15 protein-coding genes are annotated in these 19,108 nt (G+C 60.4%); 6 read left to right on the top strand and 9 right to left on the bottom strand.

Annotated elements, in window-relative coordinates; translation table 11 throughout:
- Window positions 1-315 precede the first annotated feature (315 nt).
- The 5 genes from argH to argC form a co-directional block, all read right to left on the bottom strand.
- Window positions 316-1,701 carry an argininosuccinate lyase gene (argH, locus tag L972_RS09675; RefSeq protein WP_047437849.1) on the bottom strand — a complete coding sequence of 462 codons (1,386 nt, stop codon included), beginning with the start codon at window positions 1,699-1,701 and terminating at the stop codon, window positions 316-318.
- A gap of 414 nt (window positions 1,702-2,115) precedes the next feature.
- Window positions 2,116-3,351, bottom strand: a complete 1,236-nt coding sequence (locus tag L972_RS09680; RefSeq protein WP_033115910.1) for an argininosuccinate synthase — start codon at window positions 3,349-3,351, stop codon at window positions 2,116-2,118.
- Between the two features lie 68 nt (window positions 3,352-3,419).
- Window positions 3,420-4,331 carry an ornithine carbamoyltransferase gene (locus L972_RS09685; RefSeq protein WP_033135648.1) on the bottom strand — a complete coding sequence of 304 codons (912 nt, stop codon included), beginning with the start codon at window positions 4,329-4,331 and terminating at the stop codon, window positions 3,420-3,422.
- 25 nt (window positions 4,332-4,356) lie between these two features.
- Window positions 4,357-5,136 carry an acetylglutamate kinase gene (gene argB / locus L972_RS09690; RefSeq protein WP_005336097.1) on the bottom strand — a complete coding sequence of 260 codons (780 nt, stop codon included), beginning with the start codon at window positions 5,134-5,136 and terminating at the stop codon, window positions 4,357-4,359.
- A gap of 22 nt (window positions 5,137-5,158) precedes the next feature.
- Window positions 5,159-6,166 (bottom strand): N-acetyl-gamma-glutamyl-phosphate reductase, encoded by a 1,008-nt coding sequence (gene argC / locus L972_RS09695; protein ID WP_047437854.1) that lies wholly within the window; start codon window positions 6,164-6,166, stop codon window positions 5,159-5,161.
- A 271-nt stretch (window positions 6,167-6,437) separates the two neighbouring features.
- On the opposite strand from argC, the gene argE reads away from it, so the two are divergent.
- Together argE and ppc are read left to right on the top strand one after the other, a co-directional pair.
- A complete protein-coding gene (gene argE / locus L972_RS09700) occupies window positions 6,438-7,583 on the top strand; it encodes an acetylornithine deacetylase (protein WP_047437856.1) in 1,146 nt (381 codons plus the stop codon).
- A 231-nt stretch (window positions 7,584-7,814) separates the two neighbouring features.
- Window positions 7,815-10,448 carry a phosphoenolpyruvate carboxylase gene (ppc, locus tag L972_RS09705; protein ID WP_047437858.1) on the top strand — a complete coding sequence of 878 codons (2,634 nt, stop codon included), beginning with the start codon at window positions 7,815-7,817 and terminating at the stop codon, window positions 10,446-10,448.
- Window positions 10,449-10,553: 105 nt separating this feature from the next.
- On the opposite strand, the gene L972_RS09710 is transcribed toward ppc, so the two are convergent.
- The gene (locus L972_RS09710) at window positions 10,554-11,189 is read right to left on the bottom strand and encodes a Vat family streptogramin A O-acetyltransferase (RefSeq protein ID WP_047437860.1); all 636 of its coding nucleotides are present in this window, start codon (window positions 11,187-11,189) and stop codon (window positions 10,554-10,556) included.
- 23 nt (window positions 11,190-11,212) lie between these two features.
- Window positions 11,213-11,530 carry a DUF6968 family protein gene (locus L972_RS09715; RefSeq protein WP_005355042.1) on the bottom strand — a complete coding sequence of 106 codons (318 nt, stop codon included), beginning with the start codon at window positions 11,528-11,530 and terminating at the stop codon, window positions 11,213-11,215.
- Between the two features lie 348 nt (window positions 11,531-11,878).
- On the opposite strand from L972_RS09715, the gene L972_RS09720 reads away from it, so the two are divergent.
- A complete protein-coding gene (locus L972_RS09720; RefSeq protein ID WP_047437861.1) occupies window positions 11,879-12,769 on the top strand; it encodes a sensor domain-containing diguanylate cyclase in 891 nt (296 codons plus the stop codon).
- 471 nt (window positions 12,770-13,240) lie between these two features.
- Window positions 13,241-14,515, top strand: a complete 1,275-nt coding sequence (locus tag L972_RS09725) for an amino acid permease (RefSeq protein WP_005340121.1) — start codon at window positions 13,241-13,243, stop codon at window positions 14,513-14,515.
- 66 nt (window positions 14,516-14,581) lie between these two features.
- Here L972_RS09725 and L972_RS09730 read toward each other — a convergent pair whose 3' ends face one another.
- Window positions 14,582-15,220 carry an exopolysaccharide biosynthesis protein gene (locus tag L972_RS09730; RefSeq protein ID WP_047437864.1) on the bottom strand — a complete coding sequence of 213 codons (639 nt, stop codon included), beginning with the start codon at window positions 15,218-15,220 and terminating at the stop codon, window positions 14,582-14,584.
- Window positions 15,221-15,470: 250 nt separating this feature from the next.
- On the opposite strand from L972_RS09730, the gene L972_RS09735 reads away from it, so the two are divergent.
- The gene (locus tag L972_RS09735; RefSeq protein ID WP_047437903.1) at window positions 15,471-16,094 is read left to right on the top strand and encodes an outer membrane beta-barrel protein; all 624 of its coding nucleotides are present in this window, start codon (window positions 15,471-15,473) and stop codon (window positions 16,092-16,094) included.
- A gap of 90 nt (window positions 16,095-16,184) precedes the next feature.
- On the opposite strand, the gene L972_RS09740 is transcribed toward L972_RS09735, so the two are convergent.
- Window positions 16,185-17,108, bottom strand: coding sequence for a GGDEF domain-containing protein (locus L972_RS09740; RefSeq protein WP_047437866.1), 924 nt, complete (start codon window positions 17,106-17,108; stop codon window positions 16,185-16,187).
- Between the two features lie 505 nt (window positions 17,109-17,613).
- Between L972_RS09740 and amt the strand changes: the two genes are divergently transcribed.
- A complete protein-coding gene (amt, locus tag L972_RS09745) occupies window positions 17,614-19,041 on the top strand; it encodes an ammonium transporter (RefSeq protein ID WP_005355035.1) in 1,428 nt (475 codons plus the stop codon).
- The last annotated feature ends 67 nt before the right edge of the window (window positions 19,042-19,108 follow it).

Consider the following 19,108-nt stretch of genomic DNA (forward strand, 5'->3'; position numbering starts at 1 on the left):
ATGACCTCTACTTTTGAGTGCTCCAAAAAATGGGGGGATTACCCTAACAGGTCCTATTGGTTGGGTCATCTCAGGGGTTTGGGCTGCAGTTGACCTAGCTGGACCTGCTTATAAAGTGACAATTCCGTGTGTGATACATGTTGCCATGTTGAGGAAGAAATTAAGCTCTCTTACTTGCAGTAAATGCGAAACAATACTAACTGATACAACGATGAAATTTTGCCCAGAGTGTGGTCAATCTACAGCTGCATAAAGAACAAAACGGCAACCGAGGTTGCCGTTTTTCTTTCTATTTCGGATGACTATTACCGTGGATTAACCCACCCGCTTGGCCAGCCAAGCTTCGGCGGCAGTCAGGGCTGCTTCTACCTGCTCCCGGGCGACGCCGCCTTTGGCGACCCGCTTGGCCAGGGTCGCTTCCAGCTCCAGATTGGGGTAGACGTCGAACTCGATCACCGGGCTGAAGCGCTGGAACTCGCCGATGGAGAGCTCCTCCAGCGGTTTGCCCATGCTGATGGCGAATACCACGGTTTCGCCGACGATATGGTGCGCTTCACGGAACGGGATCCCCTTGGCTACCAGATAGTCCGCCAGCTCGGTGGCGTTGGCGTAGCCGCCTTGGGCCGCTGCCATGGTGCGCTCGCCATTGACCTTCAGATCGATCAGCACCAGCGCCGCCATGTCGAGACAGTCGTGCCAGGTGTCGAGGGCATCGAACAGCCCTTCCTTGTCTTCCTGCATGTCCTTGTTGTAGGCCAGTGGCAGCGCCTTGAGGCTCATCAACATGCCCATCTGGGCGCCGACCACCCGGCCGGTCTTGCCGCGGATCAGCTCCAGCGCATCGGGGTTCTTCTTTTGCGGCATCAGCGACGAGCCGGAGGTCACTGCATCGGAGAGCTCGACAAAGCCCGCCTCGCCGGTGTTGTAGAAGATGAGGTCTTCGGCAAAGCGCGACAGGTGGGTCATGGAGAGGGACGCCACGTGCATCAGCTCTACCACGTGATCCCGATCGGAGACCGAATCCAGACTGTTGCGGGTGGCGCCGCTAAAGCCCATGTCGAGCGCCAGCGCTTCACGGTCGATGGCATAGGCAGTGCCTGCCAGCGCGCCGCAGCCGAGCGGGCTGGTGTCGAGGCGCTTCAGCGCATCCTGCAGGCGGGAGTAGTCCCGCTCCAGCATCTCCACATAGGCCAGCGCCCAGTGGGCGTAGGTGACCGGCTGGGCCCGCTGCAGGTGGGTGTAACCCGGCAGCACCGCCGCCTGATTGGCGCGGGCGGAGGCCACCAGCCCCTGTTGCAGGGCGGTAATGGAGCCGAGCAGCAGCTCGCCCTGTGCCTTGCACCAGAGTTTCAGGTCGGTGGCGACCTGATCGTTGCGCGAGCGGCCGGTGTGCAGCTTCTTGCCGAGATCGCCGACGGCGGCAATAAGCGCGCTCTCGACCCAGGAGTGGATATCTTCGGCGTCCGAACTCAGGATCTGCCGGGGATCCTGCTGCACCGAGGCGAGCAGCACCTCCATCGCCTGTTGCAGTTTGCCCTGCTCATCGGCGGTCAATACGCCCACTTTCACCAGCGCTTTGGCCCAGGCCATGGAGCCCTGAATATCCTGCTCCGCCAAGCGGTAATCGAACCGCAGCGAATCGTTGAACTGCTTGAACCGGCTATCGGCTCCCTGACTGAAGCGTCCACCCCAAAGTGCCATACTGCTCTCCTTGAATGCGTTGTCGGTAGGCGTTTACGCCTGCCGTACTCGCGCGGCCTCTTGGCCTGCGCGCAGAAATCTTGCCCTGTATTTTCCTGAATAACAGTGCGGTGGTGATGAGTGCTGTTGCCGTTGAACACGTCAAATCCAGCAACTGCGAATCGGTTCCCTCTCCCTCTGGGAGAGGGCTAGGGTGAGGGTAATTCCCCCCTCATCCCCGCCCCTTCTCCCGCAAGGGGAGAAGGGAGAAAATACGTCAGCATCATATTCACACAGCCCCTGTTATCTCACAGAAGCGGCCGGGGCGCTGCCGCTTTTGTCACACCCGCCGATGATGGGTCAGGGGCTATGCCCTCTGCCTGTAGAAGAGGGGGCCATGCCCCCTCAACGGAATCAACGGGTTATCGCGCTTGCTTAACCGTGGGTGTGGTCGCCACCGATGGCTTGATGCTGCTCCTTCATGGCGCGGATCCGGCTGGCCAGGGTGTAGAGACGGATAAAGCCTTCGGCATGGCTCTGGTCATACACTTCATCGGCGCCGAAGGTGGCGAAATCTTCGGAGTAGAGGCTGTTCGGCGACTTCTTCTGCACAGCGGTGACCTGACCCTTGTACATCTTCAGCACCACTTCACCATCCAGATCTTCGGCGATGGCGTTGGCAGAGGCGAGGATCGCTTTGCACAGCGGGGTGAACCAGCGGCCGTCATAGACCAGATGGGAGAACTCGGCACCCAGCTTCTCCCGCCAGGCGCGGGTCGGGCGATCCAGTACCAGCTCTTCCACGGCGCGCAGCGCGGCGACCATCACGGTACCGCCCGGGGTCTCGTAGCAGCCGCGGGACTTCATCCCCACCATCCGGTTTTCGGTGATGTCGATGCGGCCCACGCCGTGCTTGCCGGCACGCTCGTTCAGGGTCATCAGGATCTGGTGCGGGCTGAGCGGCTGGTCGTCAACGGCCACCACTTCACCCTGCGCCACGGTCAGCTTGACGTACTCCGGCTGATCCGGTGCCTGTTCGGCCGGTACGGTCCACTGCCAGACCGCTTCAGAGGGCTCGTTCCAGGTGCTCTCCAGCTCGCCACCCTCGGTGGAGATGTGCCAGGCGTTGGCGTCGCGGCTGTAGATCTTCTTCAGGGTCGCCTTGCAGGGGATGTTGCGGGTCTCCAGATAGGAGAGCAGGTCTTCCCGGGAGCGCATGTCCCAGATCCGCCACGGGGCGATCACTTTCAGCTGGGGCGCCAGCGCGGCGACCGCGCCTTCGAAACGCACCTGATCGTTACCCTTGCCGGTGCAACCGTGGGAGATGGCATCGGCCCCTTCCGCCAGCGCCGCTTCGACCATCGCCTTGGCGATCACCGGACGTGCCATGGAGGTGCCCAGCAGATAGGTGCCCTCATAGACGGCGCCGGTCTTCAGGGTCGGGTAGACGTACTCTTTGACGAACTCTTCCCGCAGATCCTTGATGATGCACTTGGTGGCGCCGGAGGCGATCGCCTTCTGCTCGATCCCTTCCAGATCGTCGCGCTCCTGACCGACGTCGGCCACAAAGGCGATGATTTCGGCGTCATAGTGCTCTTTCAGCCAGGGAATGATGGCCGAGGTATCCAGTCCACCCGAGTAAGCCAGTACGATCTTGTTGATTCCGCTCATGTTACTTCTCTCCGTGATGATTCGATGATGATTCAATAAAAGGGTCGTGATTCAGGTTGAGTGCCGCGTTACTTGCCGCCGAGAAGGGTCAGCAACACGGCGTTCTGGATATGCATCCGGTTTTCGGCCTCGTCCATGATGAGGGAGGCGGGGCCATCCATCACCTGCGAGGTGATCTCCAGCTCCCGGTGCGCCGGTTGGCAATGCAGCACGTGCTGGATGCCGGTGCGGTCGAGCAGGGCCTGGTTGATCTGGTAAGGCATAAAGAGGTCTTTGACCTGCTCCATCGGGGTATTGTCGCCCATGGAGACCCAGGTATCTGTGTAGGCCACGTCAAACCCTTCGATATCCGCCACGTCATCGCTGATGTGGATGGTTGCCCCCGACTTGGCCGCCAGCGCCTGCGCTTGCAGGAAGATCTGGGTATCCGGGCCGTGGCCTTTCGGGCAGATCAGGGTGACGTCGGTGCCCAGAGTCGCCCCCAGCAGCAGCAGAGAGTGGCTGACGTTGTTGCCATCACCGAGGTAGGCAAGCTTCACCTTCGACAGGTCGTCGTAGTGCTCGGCAATGGTCATAAAGTCGGCCAGCCCCTGACAGGGGTGGTAGAGGTTGCACAGGCTGTTCACCACCGGCACTGTGCCGTGCTCCGCCAGCTCGACCAAGGTCTGGTGATCGAACACCCGGGCGACAATGGCATCACACCAGCGGGACAGGTTGGCGGCGAAATCCTTCACCGACTCCCGCTTGCCCAGCGCGCCGTTCTGCTGATCCAGATAGACGCTGTGGCCGCCCAGCTTGGCGATGCCGATGTCGAAAGTGACCCGGGTGCGCAGGGAGGGTTTCTCGAACAGGGTGACCACGCTCTTGCCGGCCAGCGCCTGGCTGTACTTCTTCGGGTCGGCCTTGACCGCTTTGCCCAGCGCAATCAGCGCTTCAATCTGGGCTTTGTTCAGATCACTGTCTTTCAGAAGATGTTGCATCGGATGTTCCTTGTTCCGGTGGAGATCAAATAGCTACCTGGGTGCCGACCGCGCCGCCAGCCAGCAGCTTGAGCAGCTGATCCGGGTAGCGCCAGCTGGCGACACAGACCGGCTTGCCGAGGGTCTCGGCGGCGTGCAGGGCCGCTTCTACCTTGACCGCCATACCATCGCGGATCACCCCTTTCTCCATCAAATCCAGCGCGGTCAGCTTGTCGAGCTGGGGCACCAGCTTGCCCTTGCCATCAAGGATGCCGCTCACGTCGGAGAGCATCACCAGATCGGCACCGAGCGCCTCGGCAATGGCGGTGGCTGCCTGATCCGCATTGACGTTCATCAGCTGCCCCTCGGCGGTGATGCCGATGGAGCTCACTACCGGCAGGAAGCCCTGACCGAGGATGCCCGCCACCAGCGCAGGGTTGCCCGGCTTGCACTCGCCGACCGCGCCGAGATCCGGGTCGAGCTGGGTCACCTGACAGAGGCCGCCGTCGGCGAGGCAGAGCCCCACCGCCGGAATACCGGTGGCGATTGCCTTGGCCATCATCTGCTTGTTGGCCGTCCCTGCCAGCGCCCCGGCAATAAAGGGGATCTGCTCGAACGGGGTTACCCGCAGGCCATTCTTCTTGGTGGAGGTGAGACCCAGCCCCTTGAGCAGGTCATCCACCAGACAGCCACCGCCGTGCACCAGCACCAGCGGACGGTGCTGATCGTCGAGAAAGGTTTTGAGGGTGGCGAACAGGGCGGTCAGCGCCTCGTCGTTCTCGATAAGGGCGCCGCCCAGCTTGATTACCAACGTCTGTTTGTCCATGTCCGAGATCCTTCCTAAGTCCTTAAATCAGGCCGGTGGCCGGTTCAAATCCAAATTTGATATTTATGCACTGAATGGCTTGCGAGGCGGCGCCCTTGAGCAGGTTGTCGATGGCAGAGACCACCACCAGCATGTTGCCCTGCTGTTGCCAGGCAATGTCGCAGTAAGGGGTGCCCACGACGCCGCGAATGGATGGCATCTGGCCGGTGAGGCGCACCAGCGGCTTGCCTTCATAAGCCTTGAGGAAGGCCTGATCCACCTGAGTGGGGGTGACGCCGTCCGCCAGCTGCACATAGATGGTGGCCAGAATGCCGCGCACATAGTTGCCAAGGTGGGGCTGGAACAGCACCTCCTTGCCGAGGTGATGGCTGATCTCCGGCTGGTGTCTGTGATTGAAGGTGCCGTAGGGATTGAGGCTCACTTCGCAGAAGCTGGTGTTGATGGCGGCCTTGCGCCCGGCGCCGGAGACCCCGGAGACGGCGTTGATGATGGGCTGCCACCCCTTGGCAATCAGGCCATCCTGCTGCAGCGGCTTGAGGGCGCACAGCGATGCGGTCGGGTAGCAACCGGGCACGGCAATCAGCTGGGCGCTGGCGATGGCATCGGCGTTCCACTCCGCCAGGCCATAGACGGCCTGATCCAGCCACTGCTCGCTGTCGTGGGTGAAGCCGTAGAAGCTGTCGTAAAAGCCCTGATCCTTGACCCGGAAGGCGCCGGAGAGATCGAACACCGGCAGCCCCTTGGCGAGAAACTTGGGTGCCAGCTCGGCGCTCACCTCGTGGGCGGTGGCCAGCAGCACCAGATCGGCCTGGGTCAGGATCCGGGTCATGCCGTCGTCGTCCAGCGGCAACAGCGGCTGATCGAGGGCTCCGACCCACTGGGGATGCAGGGAAGAGAAGCGCTTGTGGGCATCCTGACTGCCGGCGGAGACATAGAGGCCGAACAGCTTGAGTTGTGGATGGTTCTGTACCAGTGCGGCCAGTTCGGCTCCCGCGTAGCCACTGGCACCGACGATAACGGTGTTAAGCATGTTGAATATTCCAAGTCAGAGTTCGAGATTCACAGCATGACGCTGCAGTGCACAAGGGTGTTCGAGCGCCCCTTTGCACAAGTGCGGAGGGGCAATTCAGGCGGGTGTGTGTCGTCGGTTATAGATCAGGTGACAGAACATTAACTTTCCCTTACAACTAGAAGCCTTTGTTGATGAGCCAGATATTCAGGTAAAATTACAGAATATTCATGCACTCACTTTGCATTTGTATTTTCTAACAGAAACATTCCGGGGACGCAAGGAGGAGCTGATGGCCAATCTGGATTTTTTTTCACTTTATAAGAATATTATTGCGATTCCCTCTATCAGCAGCACGGATCCCAAGTGGGATCAGAGCAACGAGGCTGTGATCCGGCTGCTGGCCGACTGGTTCGGTCAGCTCGGTTTTCAGTGCGAGGTGACGGCGCTCCCCGAACTGCCGGGCAAGTTCAATCTGGTGGCGACGATCGGTCAGGGGGAGGGTGGCTTGCTGCTGGCGGGCCACACAGATACGGTGCCGTTCGATGAGGGGGGGTGGAGCAAGGATCCCTTCAAGGTGACCGAAGAGGGCAACCGTCTCTATGGCCTCGGCACCATCGATATGAAGGGCTTCTTCGCCTTTATCGTGGAGGCGCTCAAAGATATTGACCTCACCAAGCTGACCAAGCCGCTGCGTATCCTCGCTACCGCCGACGAAGAGACCACCATGGCGGGGGCCCGCGCCATCGCCGCGGCGGCCGAGCTGAAACCCGACTACGCCGTGATTGGCGAGCCGACCGGGCTGGTGCCTGTGGTGGCCCACAAGGGACATATGTCGGAGGCGATCCGTATTACCGGCAAGAGCGGTCACAGCTCGGATCCCGCCAACGGCGTCAACGCCATGGAGATCATGCACAAGGCGATGGGGCAGGTGCTGCGCTTGCAGCAGGATCTGAAAGATCGCTACGCCGACCACCGCTTTGCCGTGCCGCAGCCGACCCTTAACCTGGGTTATATTCAGGGCGGCGACAGCCCGAACCGCATCTGCGGCTGCTGCGAGCTGCATATCGACCTGCGACCCACTCCGCAGGTGGGGCCGGATGAGTTGATGGGGATGCTCAAAGAGGCGCTGTCACCCATCGAGATCCACCAGCCGGGCTGCCTGCATCTGCAACATCTGCACGAGCCTATTCCCGCCTACGCCTGCGCCGACGACTCTCTGCTGGTGCGCGAAGCTGAGAAGGCGAGCGGTCGCGCCGCCGAGTCGGTCAACTACTGCACCGAGGCGCCGTTTATCCAGCAGCTTGGCTGCGAGACCATAGTGATGGGGCCCGGTCATATCACCCAGGCGCACCAGCCGGATGAGTATCTAGACCTCTCCTTCGTCAAGCCGACCACCTCGGTGTTGCAACACCTGATCAGACGTTTTTGCCTGTAGCGGCGGCGGTGAAAGGGGCGTAAAAACTGTAAGTAAGTTACATAACAAGCCGGTTGTGGAGTGGTGAGGGAAATACATGTTCTGAATCGGCCTGTTATTTGACCTTGCGCAGACAATCTGGGTAGATTGTCACCCTAAGATGACGGAGCATATGTTGTAATCGCACAACAATAAGTGAGGTCGTCTAGCACCCCGGATGGGTGTCAGGCACCAACAAGATAAGGATGTGGAATGAACGAAAAGTACGCCGCACTACGCGCCAACGTAGGTATGCTGGGTCAGCTGCTGGGTAAATCCATCAAGGATCATCAGGGTCAGGCCTTTCTCGACAAGATCGAAACCATTCGCCAATTGGCCAAGTCCTCCCGCAAGGGCAATGAATCAGACCGGGAACGTCTGCTCGATACCCTGCGCACCCTGAGCGATGATGAACTGCTGCCGGTGGCCCGCGCCTTCAGCCAGTTCCTCAATCTGGCCAACGTGGCGGAACAGTTCCACACCATCTCCCGTCGCTGCGAAGAGCAGGTCTGTACCCCGGATCCGCTGGAGCAGATGTTCGACAAACTGAAAGCGTCCAACCTGTCGCAAGAGGCCATCATTCAGGCCGTGCGCGAGCTGGATATCGATCTGGTGCTGACCGCTCACCCCACCGAGGTGACCCGTCGCACCCTGATCCACAAGCATGTGCAGCTCAACGACTGCCTCGAGGCGCTGGAGCTCTCCGACCTGCTGCCCCGCGAGCGGGACAAGATCCTCAATCGCATCGAGCAGCTCATCAATCAGGCGTGGCACACCAACGAGATCCGCGAACAGCGCCCGACTCCGGTCGACGAGGCCAAGTGGGGCTTCGCCGTGGTGGAGAACAGCCTGTGGCCAGCCATTCCTGAATTCATGCGCAATCTGGACGAGCGTCTGCAACACCATCTGGGTGTGCGGCTACCGCTGGATGCCGCGCCGGTCAAGTTCACCTCCTGGATGGGCGGTGACCGTGACGGCAACCCCTTCGTCACCGCCAAGGTGACTGCCGAAGTGCTGGAGCTGGGTCGCTGGATGGCGGTGAGCCTGTTCTACAAAGACATCAAGGAGCTTACCTCCGAGCTCTCCATGTCCGACTGTACCGACGCCGTGCGCGCTCGCGTTGGCGATCACCCCGAGCCCTACCGTGCGCTGGTGCGCGAGCTGCGTGAAGCGCTGCGCGAAACCAAGGAGCACCTCACCGCCAAGGTGCAAGGCCAGGCTAGCGAGAGCCAGGATCTGGTCAAGACTACCGCCCAGCTGCGCGAGCCGCTGGAGCTCTGCTACCACTCACTGCACGCCTGCGGCATGGGCAACATCGCCGATGGCATGCTGCTGGACGTGCTGCGCAAGGTCGCCTGTTTCGGCATCCATCTGGTCAAGCTGGATATCCGTCAGGATGGCGAACGTCACGGGCTGGTCTTCTCCGAGCTGACCCGCTATCTGGGTCTGGGTGACTACGCCGAGTGGAGTGAAGATGACAAGCAGGCCTTCTTGCTCAACGAACTGAACTCCCGCCGCCCGCTCATTCCCCACGACTGGGAGCCGAGCGCCGAGGTGCGCGAGACGCTGGATACCTGTCAGGTCATCGCCCAGCACGACCCCGATGCGTTCGGTATCTACATCATCTCCATGGCCGGTGCGCCGTCCGACGTGCTGTCGGTGCAACTGCTGCTCAAAGAGGCAGGCTGCAAGTTCCGCATGCCGGTCGCTCCGCTGTTTGAAACCCAGGATGACCTGATGGCAGGCACCGCCGTGATGGAGCGTCTGCTCTCGGTGGACTGGTATCGCGGCTACATTCAGGGCCGTCAGTTCGTGATGATCGGTTACTCCGACTCTGCCAAGGATGCGGGCATGATGGCCGCAGGCTGGGCCCAGTACGCCGCCATGGAATCCCTGGTGGGACTTGCCGAAGCCAACAATATTCGCCTCACCCTGTTCCATGGCCGTGGCGGTACCGTCGGTCGTGGTGGTGCGCCTGCCCATCAGGCGATCCTCTCCCAGCCGCCGGGATCCCTGCGCGGCGGTCTGCGTACCACTGAACAGGGGGAGATGATTCGCTTCAAGTTCGGTCTGCCGAAAGTGGCGATCAAGAGTCTGGAGCTCTACACCAGCGCCGTGCTGGAAGGGAACCTGCTACCGCCGCCCAAGCCTAAAGAGTGCTGGCGCGAGGTGATGGAACAGCTGGCCGCCGACTCCTGCGATCACTACCGCAGTATCGTGCGCGGTCATCCGGACTTCGTCCCTTACTTCCGTGCCGCTACCCCGGAGATGGAGCTCGGCAAGCTGCCGCTCGGCTCCCGTCCCTCCAAGCGCAAGCCCAATGGCGGCGTCGAGAGCCTGCGCGCCATTCCGTGGATCTTCGCCTGGACCCAGAACCGCCTGATGCTGCCGGCCTGGCTCGGTGCCCACAAGGCGCTGCAACAGGCCATCGATGGCGGCAAGCTGGCCGTGCTGGAAGAGATGAGCGCCCAGTGGCCCTTCTTCCGCACTCGCCTTGAGATGCTGGAGATGGTGTTCCTCAAGGCGGACGTCTGGCTTGCCGAGTACTACGACACCCGTCTGGTGCCGCAGGAGCTGTGGGGCCTTGGCAAACAGCTGCGTCAGGAGCTCGCCGAATCGATCGAGGTGGTGCTGAAACTGAGCCCGCGCGGGGATCTGCTGGAGGATCAGCCCTGGATCAAGGAGTCCATCAAGCTGCGCAACCCCTACACTGACCCGCTCAACGTGCTGCAGGCCGAGCTGCTCAACCGCTCCCGCAACCACCCGGAGACCCTGCACCCCGAGCTGGACAAGGCGCTGATGGTCACCATCGCCGGTATTGCCGCAGGTATGCGTAATACGGGTTGATTACCAGTCCAGGCCAACAGGCTTCAGCGATATCCATCAAGCCAAAGGGCGCCGACAAGGCGCCCTTTGTTGTTTCTACGATCTCGCTTGGTTTACAGGTTGTCTCTATGGGGTTGCCGCTGCCAGCGCGGCTATCTCGCCGCCGCTGATAAGCGGCAGGTTGCGGCTGAACTGCTCCACCGGCCAGTCCCACCAGGCGATGGCGTTGAGACGGGCGATGGTGTCGTCGTCGAAGCGGTAGCGGATCACCTTGGCGGGGTTGCCGCCGACCACGGCGTAGGCGGGCACGTCACCGGTGACCACAGAGCGGGCGGCGATGATGGCACCGTTGCCTACCTTGACCCCCGGCATGATCAGAGCGTCATAGCCAATCCAGACATCGTTGCCGATGACGGTATCGCCCTTGTAGGGGAGGCTGCCCGGGGTGGGTGCGGCATGCTCCCAGCCATTGCCGAAGATAAAGAAGGGGTAGGTGGAGAAGCCGGAGGTCTGGTGGTTGGCGCCGTTCATGATGAACTTCACCCCGCGGGCGATGGCGCAGAACTTGCCGATGATGAGCTTGTCGCCGATGAAGGGGAAGTGGTAGAGGACGTTGCGCTCGAAGCCCGCCGAATCCTCCGGGTCGTCGTAATAGGTGTAGTCACCCACCTCGATATTGGGCCCCTTGATGGTGTTCTTGATAAAGCACACCTGGGGAAAGCCGTTCATGGGGTGGGGATTGGCGGGATCGGGTCCGTGCATCTGGTCTCCTTGGATGGGCCGGGCTAGAGCGCCGGGAAGTAGCAGGCGCTCATGTCGATGGGGTGATCGGGGCAATTGGGCAGATAGAACTGCCAGCCCGCATCGGAGAAAGCGCGCAGTTCGGTTTCGACAAACTTGATGGCGAGGCTCAGGGCCTGCAGGCTGTCGATGCCGTAGATAAAGGTCTTGTCGCTCAGCCCTGCCAGCTTCACCTTGCAGCGCCAGTCACCGCTGGCGGACTTGGGATCCGGCTCGGGGGCCTTGATGGCGATCTTGAGGGTGAGCTGTTCCCCTTCGGTGCTGATAGCGTCGAAGCGGGCGGTAACGATGGCGTTTTTCATCTGGCGATTCCTTTTCCGTGGTACAGCCCCTGCGGTTGCGGGTGGCTGGCTCCCTGATGGCTGATGAGGTGAAAACTGGACTCAGGACGGCCAGCGTAAATGAACTTGTGAGTTGAAACAATGGGATATGCGCGACCGGGTGAGGGGGCTTTCGCCGCCGTGAGCGAGCGTAGTGGCGGGAGTAGCAACGCGCTGGCCACCTGTGGTGGCCGAGAGGCTGGCGGGCTGCTAGATGTAAAGGATTGTTGGCTGTGGCCGCAGATTTTTCTGCGCTGCCGATGAGGGCGAGTGAGTCCTCTTGAGGCAGAATATCTCCCCCCTGTTTGACGTTGAAGTACAGGAGTCTCCGTGGCGCTTTCGGTAACCCAGCTTTATGAAGTGATGGCCCAGCTGCCAGATCCCGTCTTTATCCTCAGTGAAGATGGCTATTACGTGGAATATATCGGCGGCATAGAGCAGCAATCCTATCACGATGGTAATCCGCTGGCGGGCAAGCAGCTGGCCGATGTGCTGCCACCCGAGATGGCCATATGGGTCAAGGCGCAGGTAGCCGAATCGCTGGCGAGCGGTCAGGTGCGAGTGGTGGAGTATGAGCTCTCAGCAGCCGAGGTGGGGGGGATCAATGCCGCCGCCGGGCCGCAAGGGATACAGCGTTTCGAGGGCAAGATTGCGCCGCTGCCCTCTCTCTATGACGGCAAGCGGGCGGTGGCCTGGGTGACCCGCAATATCACCCGCCAGTACGAGTTGCAGCAGCGACTGCTGCGCCAGAGTGAAACCGACCAGCTGACTGGCCTCCATAACCGCCGGTTCTTCTTCGAGCACTGCCAGCCGTTGCGGGCAGGGGAGGCCCCCTGCGGTCTTATCATGCTCGACATCGATCACTTCAAGCAGATCAACGATCACTACGGCCATCAGCAGGGAGATCGGGCCTTGCAGCGCTTCAGTAGTTGTATCGATGCCCTGTTGCGGGCGGACGATCTCTTTGTACGCAGCGGTGGCGAGGAGTTTCTGATCCTGCTGCCGCGGATCGATGAAGCCGGTTTGCAGCAGATGGCGGAACAGATCCGCGCCGCCGTCGAAGCGCTGCCTGCCGATCCGGTCGCCATCACGGTCAGTCTGGGCACAACCCTGGTGCAGCCGGAGGAGGAGATCAATCAGGCGCTGGCCCGGGCCGACGAGTGGCTCTATCGGGCCAAGCGGGCAGGCCGTAACCGGGTGGCGCACTGCCCGGCAGGTTGAGAATGCCACCCCGGTCGCAGTGGGAAATAGCCTGCGCTTTTACCCTGAATAAATTGGCTGACATCACTGTCAATTAGTAGAAAAGTTGGCCGTATTATTTAACTCATATTCCACAGCTTAAGGTGTTAATATTATTGGCCTGAACGCTGGTCTTATTTGTGTTGTTGGGCAACAGCATGAGGTTTTATCGGTATGTTATCAAACAGGCGTGAATCTGGTTTTGGGTGACGAATGTGATACATCCTGTTGTCTTTTGAAACATTCCGATTCAAACAGTCATGAATTATTAACCTTGACCCGGATAGCGATTTCAACGATGGTAGCGTGGCAGCTCCGTTTCTCTCCGGTGGCCCTGTTGGCCGCTGGCGGCGTTGTTTTTTCATGTGCATGGCGATATGCAAAGACATATCTCCAGCCTGTTATTCGGGCCAATAAAAATAATGATGACAGACTAATAAGGTATATATTGCAATGAGTGTTTCTATTGCTGAAAAGAGTAACCCTGTTTCAAAATTGAAATGGGAGAAAAGCGATTCGGTATGGACCATGGGCCTATATGCCACTGCTGTCGGTGCCGGTACGTTATTTCTCCCTATTACTGTTGGCAGTAATTCTCCGGTTATTTTGCTATTTATTTTATTGCTGGCTTTTCCGCTCTCTTATTATTCCCACCGGGCATTGAGCCGCTTTGTGCTCTCCAGCTCCCACAAGGAGGGGGATATCACCCATGTGGTGGAGGAGCACTTCGGTGCCAAGGCGGGAAAACTGTTGATGCTGGTCTATCTGATGGCCTTCTACCCCATCATTCTGGTCTACAGCATCTCCATCACCAACGCGATCCAGAGCTTCGTTGTTCACCAGCTGGGGGACGCCGAGCTTCCGCGCGGCTTGCTGGTGCTGGGGGTGATGCTGGGCCTGCATCTGGTGCTGCTGGCCGGCAAACAGATCGTGGTGTCGGCCATCAGCGTGCTGGCACTGCCGATGGTCGCCTTTCTGATTGGCCTCTCCATCTATCTGCTGCCCCAGTGGAGCCTCTCCTATTTCAGCGAGAGTCAAGCGGTGGACTGGCGTGATCCGGCGTTCTGGAAATCCCTCTGGCTGATCGTGCCGGTAATGGTCTTCTCCTTCAGCCATGCGCCCATTATTTCTTCCTTCAGCGCGGCGCAGAAAAAGCGTTGTCAGGAGAGTGCTGACCTGCGCGCCAAGCGGATCATCAAGTGCAGCAGTATGCTGATTTGCGGCAGCGTGCTCTTTTTCGTGGTGAGCTGCGTGATGAGTCTGAGTCAGGCTGAGATGGCGCTGGCCCGCACCGACAATATCTCCGTGCTGTCGGCGCTGGCGAACAAGTTCTCCAATCCGCTGATCGCCTATGTGGGGCCGCTTATCGCCATTCTGGCCATGTCCAAATCCTTCCTCGGCACCTCCATGGGGGTGAGCGAGGGGACGGTGAGCATGGTGAGCGGTGCCTGTCAGGGGCTGGGCCTCTCTCTCAAGGAGTCGACCATCGCCCGGGTGTCATCGGTGATCCTGTTTATGGTGACCGCCGTCATCACCTATCTGAACCCCAACGTGCTCGACATCATCGAGCGCGTCAGTGGCCCGCTGATCGCGGTGATCCTGTTTCTGCTGCCGGCCTGCTCTATCTATCGCTTGCCCGCACTCAAGCGTTATCGCGGGCCGAGTACCCTTTTTGTGTTGGTGATGGGGCTGCTTGCCATCTCGGCCCTTATCTACGATCTGCTTTGACCGGGCGGTATCCCGCACAAATCAAAAAGGGCGACCATCTGGTCGCCCTTTTTCTGTGCATCGGGGTTAGCCGAGCAGGCCGGTGGCGCTCTGGCCCGCCATCAGCAAGCCGATGGCCAGCACGCTGAACCAGACCAGGGTTGCGCTTACCAGCAGATAGCCGCTGGCGACGAACAGACCGTCCCGCTGCAACATGCCGGTGGCCAGCAGCAGGATGGCCCAGGCAGGCATGGCGTTGGTGAAGGGGATGGCGCCCAGGGGCAGCATCAGCAGCAGGGCGGCCAGCATGATCAGCAGGCCGTTGCAGCGGTTGACCGTGTTGCTGCCGGTCAGCACCAGCAGGCGCGGGCGGATAACGCGATCGACCCGGGCCAGCAGATCCGCCCCCTTGTGCAGGGTCGGCTTGAGCTGGTCGGCGGCGAAGCGGCGCTCCATCAGCATGGCAGGTAGCCAGGGCACCCGGTTGAGGGTGATGCCTATACCGATAAAAAGGATCAGCAGGCCAAACGGGGTGCTGACACCGGGGATGGAGACCGGCAACAGAAAGGGGACGGTGAGCAGCACGCAAAACAGCAGCATGCCCTGTTCGCCCACCAGCTCCAGCATCTGGCGCAGGCTGATGTGGCTTTCGTCGATGGCGTGCGCGGTGGCCCGCAGGGTATCCGCGAGGGTGGTTTGGGGGTCGTGAAGTTGCGCGGCAACCATTCCCTGATGTCCTTTTGAGTGGTGATAACGGGCCCCGATGACCCGATTTGGCGCCAGCATACGTGGCAGAGGTTAACCGTCGATGAATAGTGGCAGGGGGGCATAGCGGCGCCAGTGGGGCGGTGCGGCAGGGTTCAGGCGAGAGGGAAATCCCGCGATGAAAGTGATCCGGTACAGCCGCCGTTTAGGATGGGCCTAGGACGCCTCTGGTATGCTTTCTGCACAATCACACAGGGAGCAGGGGATGATGATGAAAAGAGCCGTGATAGCGATGATGGGGCTGTTGCTGCCACTGGGGCAGGCCTGGAGTAGCGAGGCCGCGACCACATCCGGTTGGCAGGTGACGCCGTTTTTCGGCTACAGCTCAGCCATCGACTTCGAGAAGGGTGACGAGGTGGTGCAGCCGGTGCCGCTTTCTGCATCGTTTGATTCACTGCAAGGACAGGGCTCCGGCAGCTGGGGCTTCTTTATCAGCAAGGAGGTGGATGATCCCGGCATGATCGAGCTGCTCTACAGCCATCAGTCCACCACCCTCTCTCCCGACCAGCCGGATCGCCTGACGGTCGATACCCTGCACTTTTCCGGTGCCTTGACCCTCTCTGACAACCTGATGGCGCCCTATATCGGCGCCGGGATCGGGGTGACCCATTTTGCCGCCTACGACAGCGAGGTGGCCCCTTCCATGTCGCTGGCGCTCGGGGTGCAACCGCGCCTCGCCGAGCATCTGGCCTTGCGGGCCGAGGTGCGCGGCTATGGTTCGCTGGTTAACGACAACAACCAGTTTCTCTGCAACCCGGAGCAGTGCGTGTTCAAGGTGCGCGGGGAGCTGGTAACCCAGTGGCAGGCCAATATCGGTCTTACCTTCCGCTTTTAGGTGAGGGGATTTTCCCTATGAAACAGGGGCCCTTGGGCCCCTGTTTCAGCAGCAATGTTTCGCCGTGATCGGCAATCCACCGATAGCTCTTCACGTCTCCTTGTTAGTCGGCGTCGCCCATATCGCGCAGTTTCTGCCCGCCTCCTTGGCGCCATAAAGCGCCTGATCCACCCGTTTAAACAGCGAGACTGCCGGTTCCTTGGGCTCGCGGATCCCCACTCCCAGACTGACCGTCATGGTATGGGCCGGGTCGGGGGCGATATTGCGGGTCGCAGTGAGCAGGGTGTTGGCCAGTTGCTGCAGCTCGGCTTCGTGGGCGACGGGCAGCAGCAGGGCAAACTCTTCACCCCCGACACGGGCCGCCAGCGCACCGGGCGGGCAGTGCTGTTGCAACAGCTCGCCAAACTGTTGCAACACCCGATCCCCGATATCGTGGCCGTAGTTGTCATTGATCCGCTTGAAGTGATCGAGATCCAGCAGGATGAGGGCGTGGCAAATCCCCTGTTCCAGAAACAGCTGCTGATGAAAGTAGCGCCGGTTTGGCAACCGGGTCAGATCGTCGAACAGTGCCTGTTGTCTGAGCTGGGTATTGATGTGGAAGAGGTGGTGCATGGTGCTCAGGATGCCGATGCTGCTGAGCAGGATGCCGCTGGAGCGCAGCAGATCCTCGGCATAGATGGCGAGCCAGAGTGGCTGAGCCACCAGCTCATCCATGATGTCGGCGGTGGCTCCCATGATCCACAACATCAGACCGCAGGAGAGCATGCGGTAGGTGTGGGTGGGCAGGTGGGCGCACTGCACCACCCAGAACAGGAACAGCATGGTGAGCCAGTTGATCACCTCGAAGCCAAAGCTGACGGCGTAAAAGCGCTCGTAGGGGAAGTGGGGCAGCAGCAACAGATGAAGGGCCATGATGGCCAGCATCACTATCCCCAGCAGCGCGATGTGGGCGCGATGCTCCCGGTCGAGGTGACGGTAGTGGGAGAGGCTGATGTCGAGACGATCGAACTGCATGGTGTTCCTCGGATTGGGCCTGCCATCAGCTTGCAAACAAGGGGCTGCGTAATGGCATGCCGTGGTCGGATAACAGGAAACGGCTGGTCTGTCAGTGTAAACGAGCGGGCCCGCAGCGCGCGATATCGATGACGTCAGCTTGTGGGCTGGCTCAGGGTTTGCGCACTTCTGGTGCGTGAAGTATCGCCTGCCCTGCGACAGGGCGCCCCTGGGCAGGTTAGCGCAGCTCATGCTCCAAATTGGTGCATTGATGATGTATGATCTTTCTAATGCAATGATTTAAAAGGATTTAAATTTATGGCCCGCTTTATGCTTTTTAGATGTCAGACGGTCTCTTGCGGTCATCGGCGGCAGACGCAGTGATGAGGAAGTGGCAAGAGACATCCCCGTGCCGGGCGCGGGTGTGATTCTGGCGGGTTGCAGCAACACCTTGCGATTCGCCACAGATTCAATCAGGGAAACGGAGCCGGTCTTGTACCGGTACGACAGGGAAGGAGAGTGCTCTATGGTCAAAAAATGGATGATGGCGGGTCTGACGATGTTGCCTGCCTTGCTGGTTACCCCAAGTTGGGCCGAAGAGGTCGCTCAGGTACAGGCAGCGGTGGCGCCGGTTGCCGCCATGACAATCAACAAGGGTGACAACACCTGGATGCTGCTCTCGGCGGCGCTGGTGATCCTGATGTCGATCCCCGGTCTGGCCCTCTTCTACGGTGGTCTGGTGCGGGCCAAAAACATGCTGAGCGTGCTGATGCAGGTCTTTACCCTGTTCTGCCTCATCTGTGTGCTCTGGGTGATCTACGGCTATTCGCTGGCCTTTACCGAGGGGGGCAATTTCTACGGCTCCTTCAGCAAGGTGCTGCTCAAGGGGGTGACCCCTGACTCCATCGCTGCCACCTTCAGCAAGGGTGTCGGGATCAGCGAGCTGATCTATGTGGTGTTCCAGGGGGCCTTTGCCGCCATCACCTGCGGCCTTATCGTGGGGGCGTTCGCCGAGCGTATCAAGTTTGCCGCCGTGCTGCTCTTCTCGGTGATCTGGTTCACCTTCGCCTATATCCCGCTGGCTCATATGGTGTGGTACTGGGCTGGTCCGGATGCCTATACCAGCGCCGAAGCCGCAGCAACCGCGACTGCAACGGCCGGTTATCTGTTCCAGCATGGTGCGCTGGACTTTGCAGGCGGCACAGTGGTGCACATCAACGCTGCCGTGGCGGGTCTGGTGGGTGCCTATCTGGTGGGCAAGCGTCTGGGCTATGGTCGTGATCCCATGACCCCCCACAGCCTGACCATGACCATGATCGGCGCCTCCCTGCTCTGGTTCGGCTGGTTCGGTTTCAACGCGGGCTCCGCGCTGGAAGCCAATGGTATTGCCGCACTCGCCTTTATCAACACCTGGGTGGCGCCGGCTGCGGCAGCTCTCTCATGGACGCTGGCCGAGTGGGTGATGAAAGGGCGTCCCTCCCTGCTGGGTGCGGCATCCGGTGCGGTGTCCGGTCTGGTGGTGATCACCCCGGCAGCCGGTTTCGTCGGAGTTGGCGGTGGTCTGGTGATGGGTCTTATCAGTGGCGTGGCGGGTCTGTGGGGTGTCCACGGTCTCAAGCGCCTGCTGGGGGCCGATGACAGTCTGGACGTCTTTGGCGTGCACGGGGTGTGCGGCATTCTCGGCGCCCTGCTGACCGGCGTTTTTGCCAGCCCGGATCTGGGCGGCACCGGGGTGTGGGATTATGTCACCAATCAGGTTGCCGAGGGTTACTCCATCCTGACTCAGGTGAAGATCCAGGCCATCGGGGTCGGTGTCACCCTGCTCTGGTCCGGTGCCGTGGCGGCGATTGCCTTCAAGGCGGTCGACATGCTGGTGGGCCTGCGGGTGAACGGCGATGCTGAGCGGGAAGGGCTGGATGTCACCTCCCACGGCGAGAAGGCTTACAGCATGTAATCCCGAATGCCAGACAACAAAAAACCGCCGGGATCGGCGGTTTTTTTATGGCTCGAGCGTGACGAAA

The sequence above is a fragment of the Aeromonas sp. ZOR0001 genome (assembly GCF_000801015.1).
Taxonomy (GTDB): Bacteria; Pseudomonadota; Gammaproteobacteria; order Enterobacterales; family Aeromonadaceae; genus Aeromonas; species Aeromonas veronii.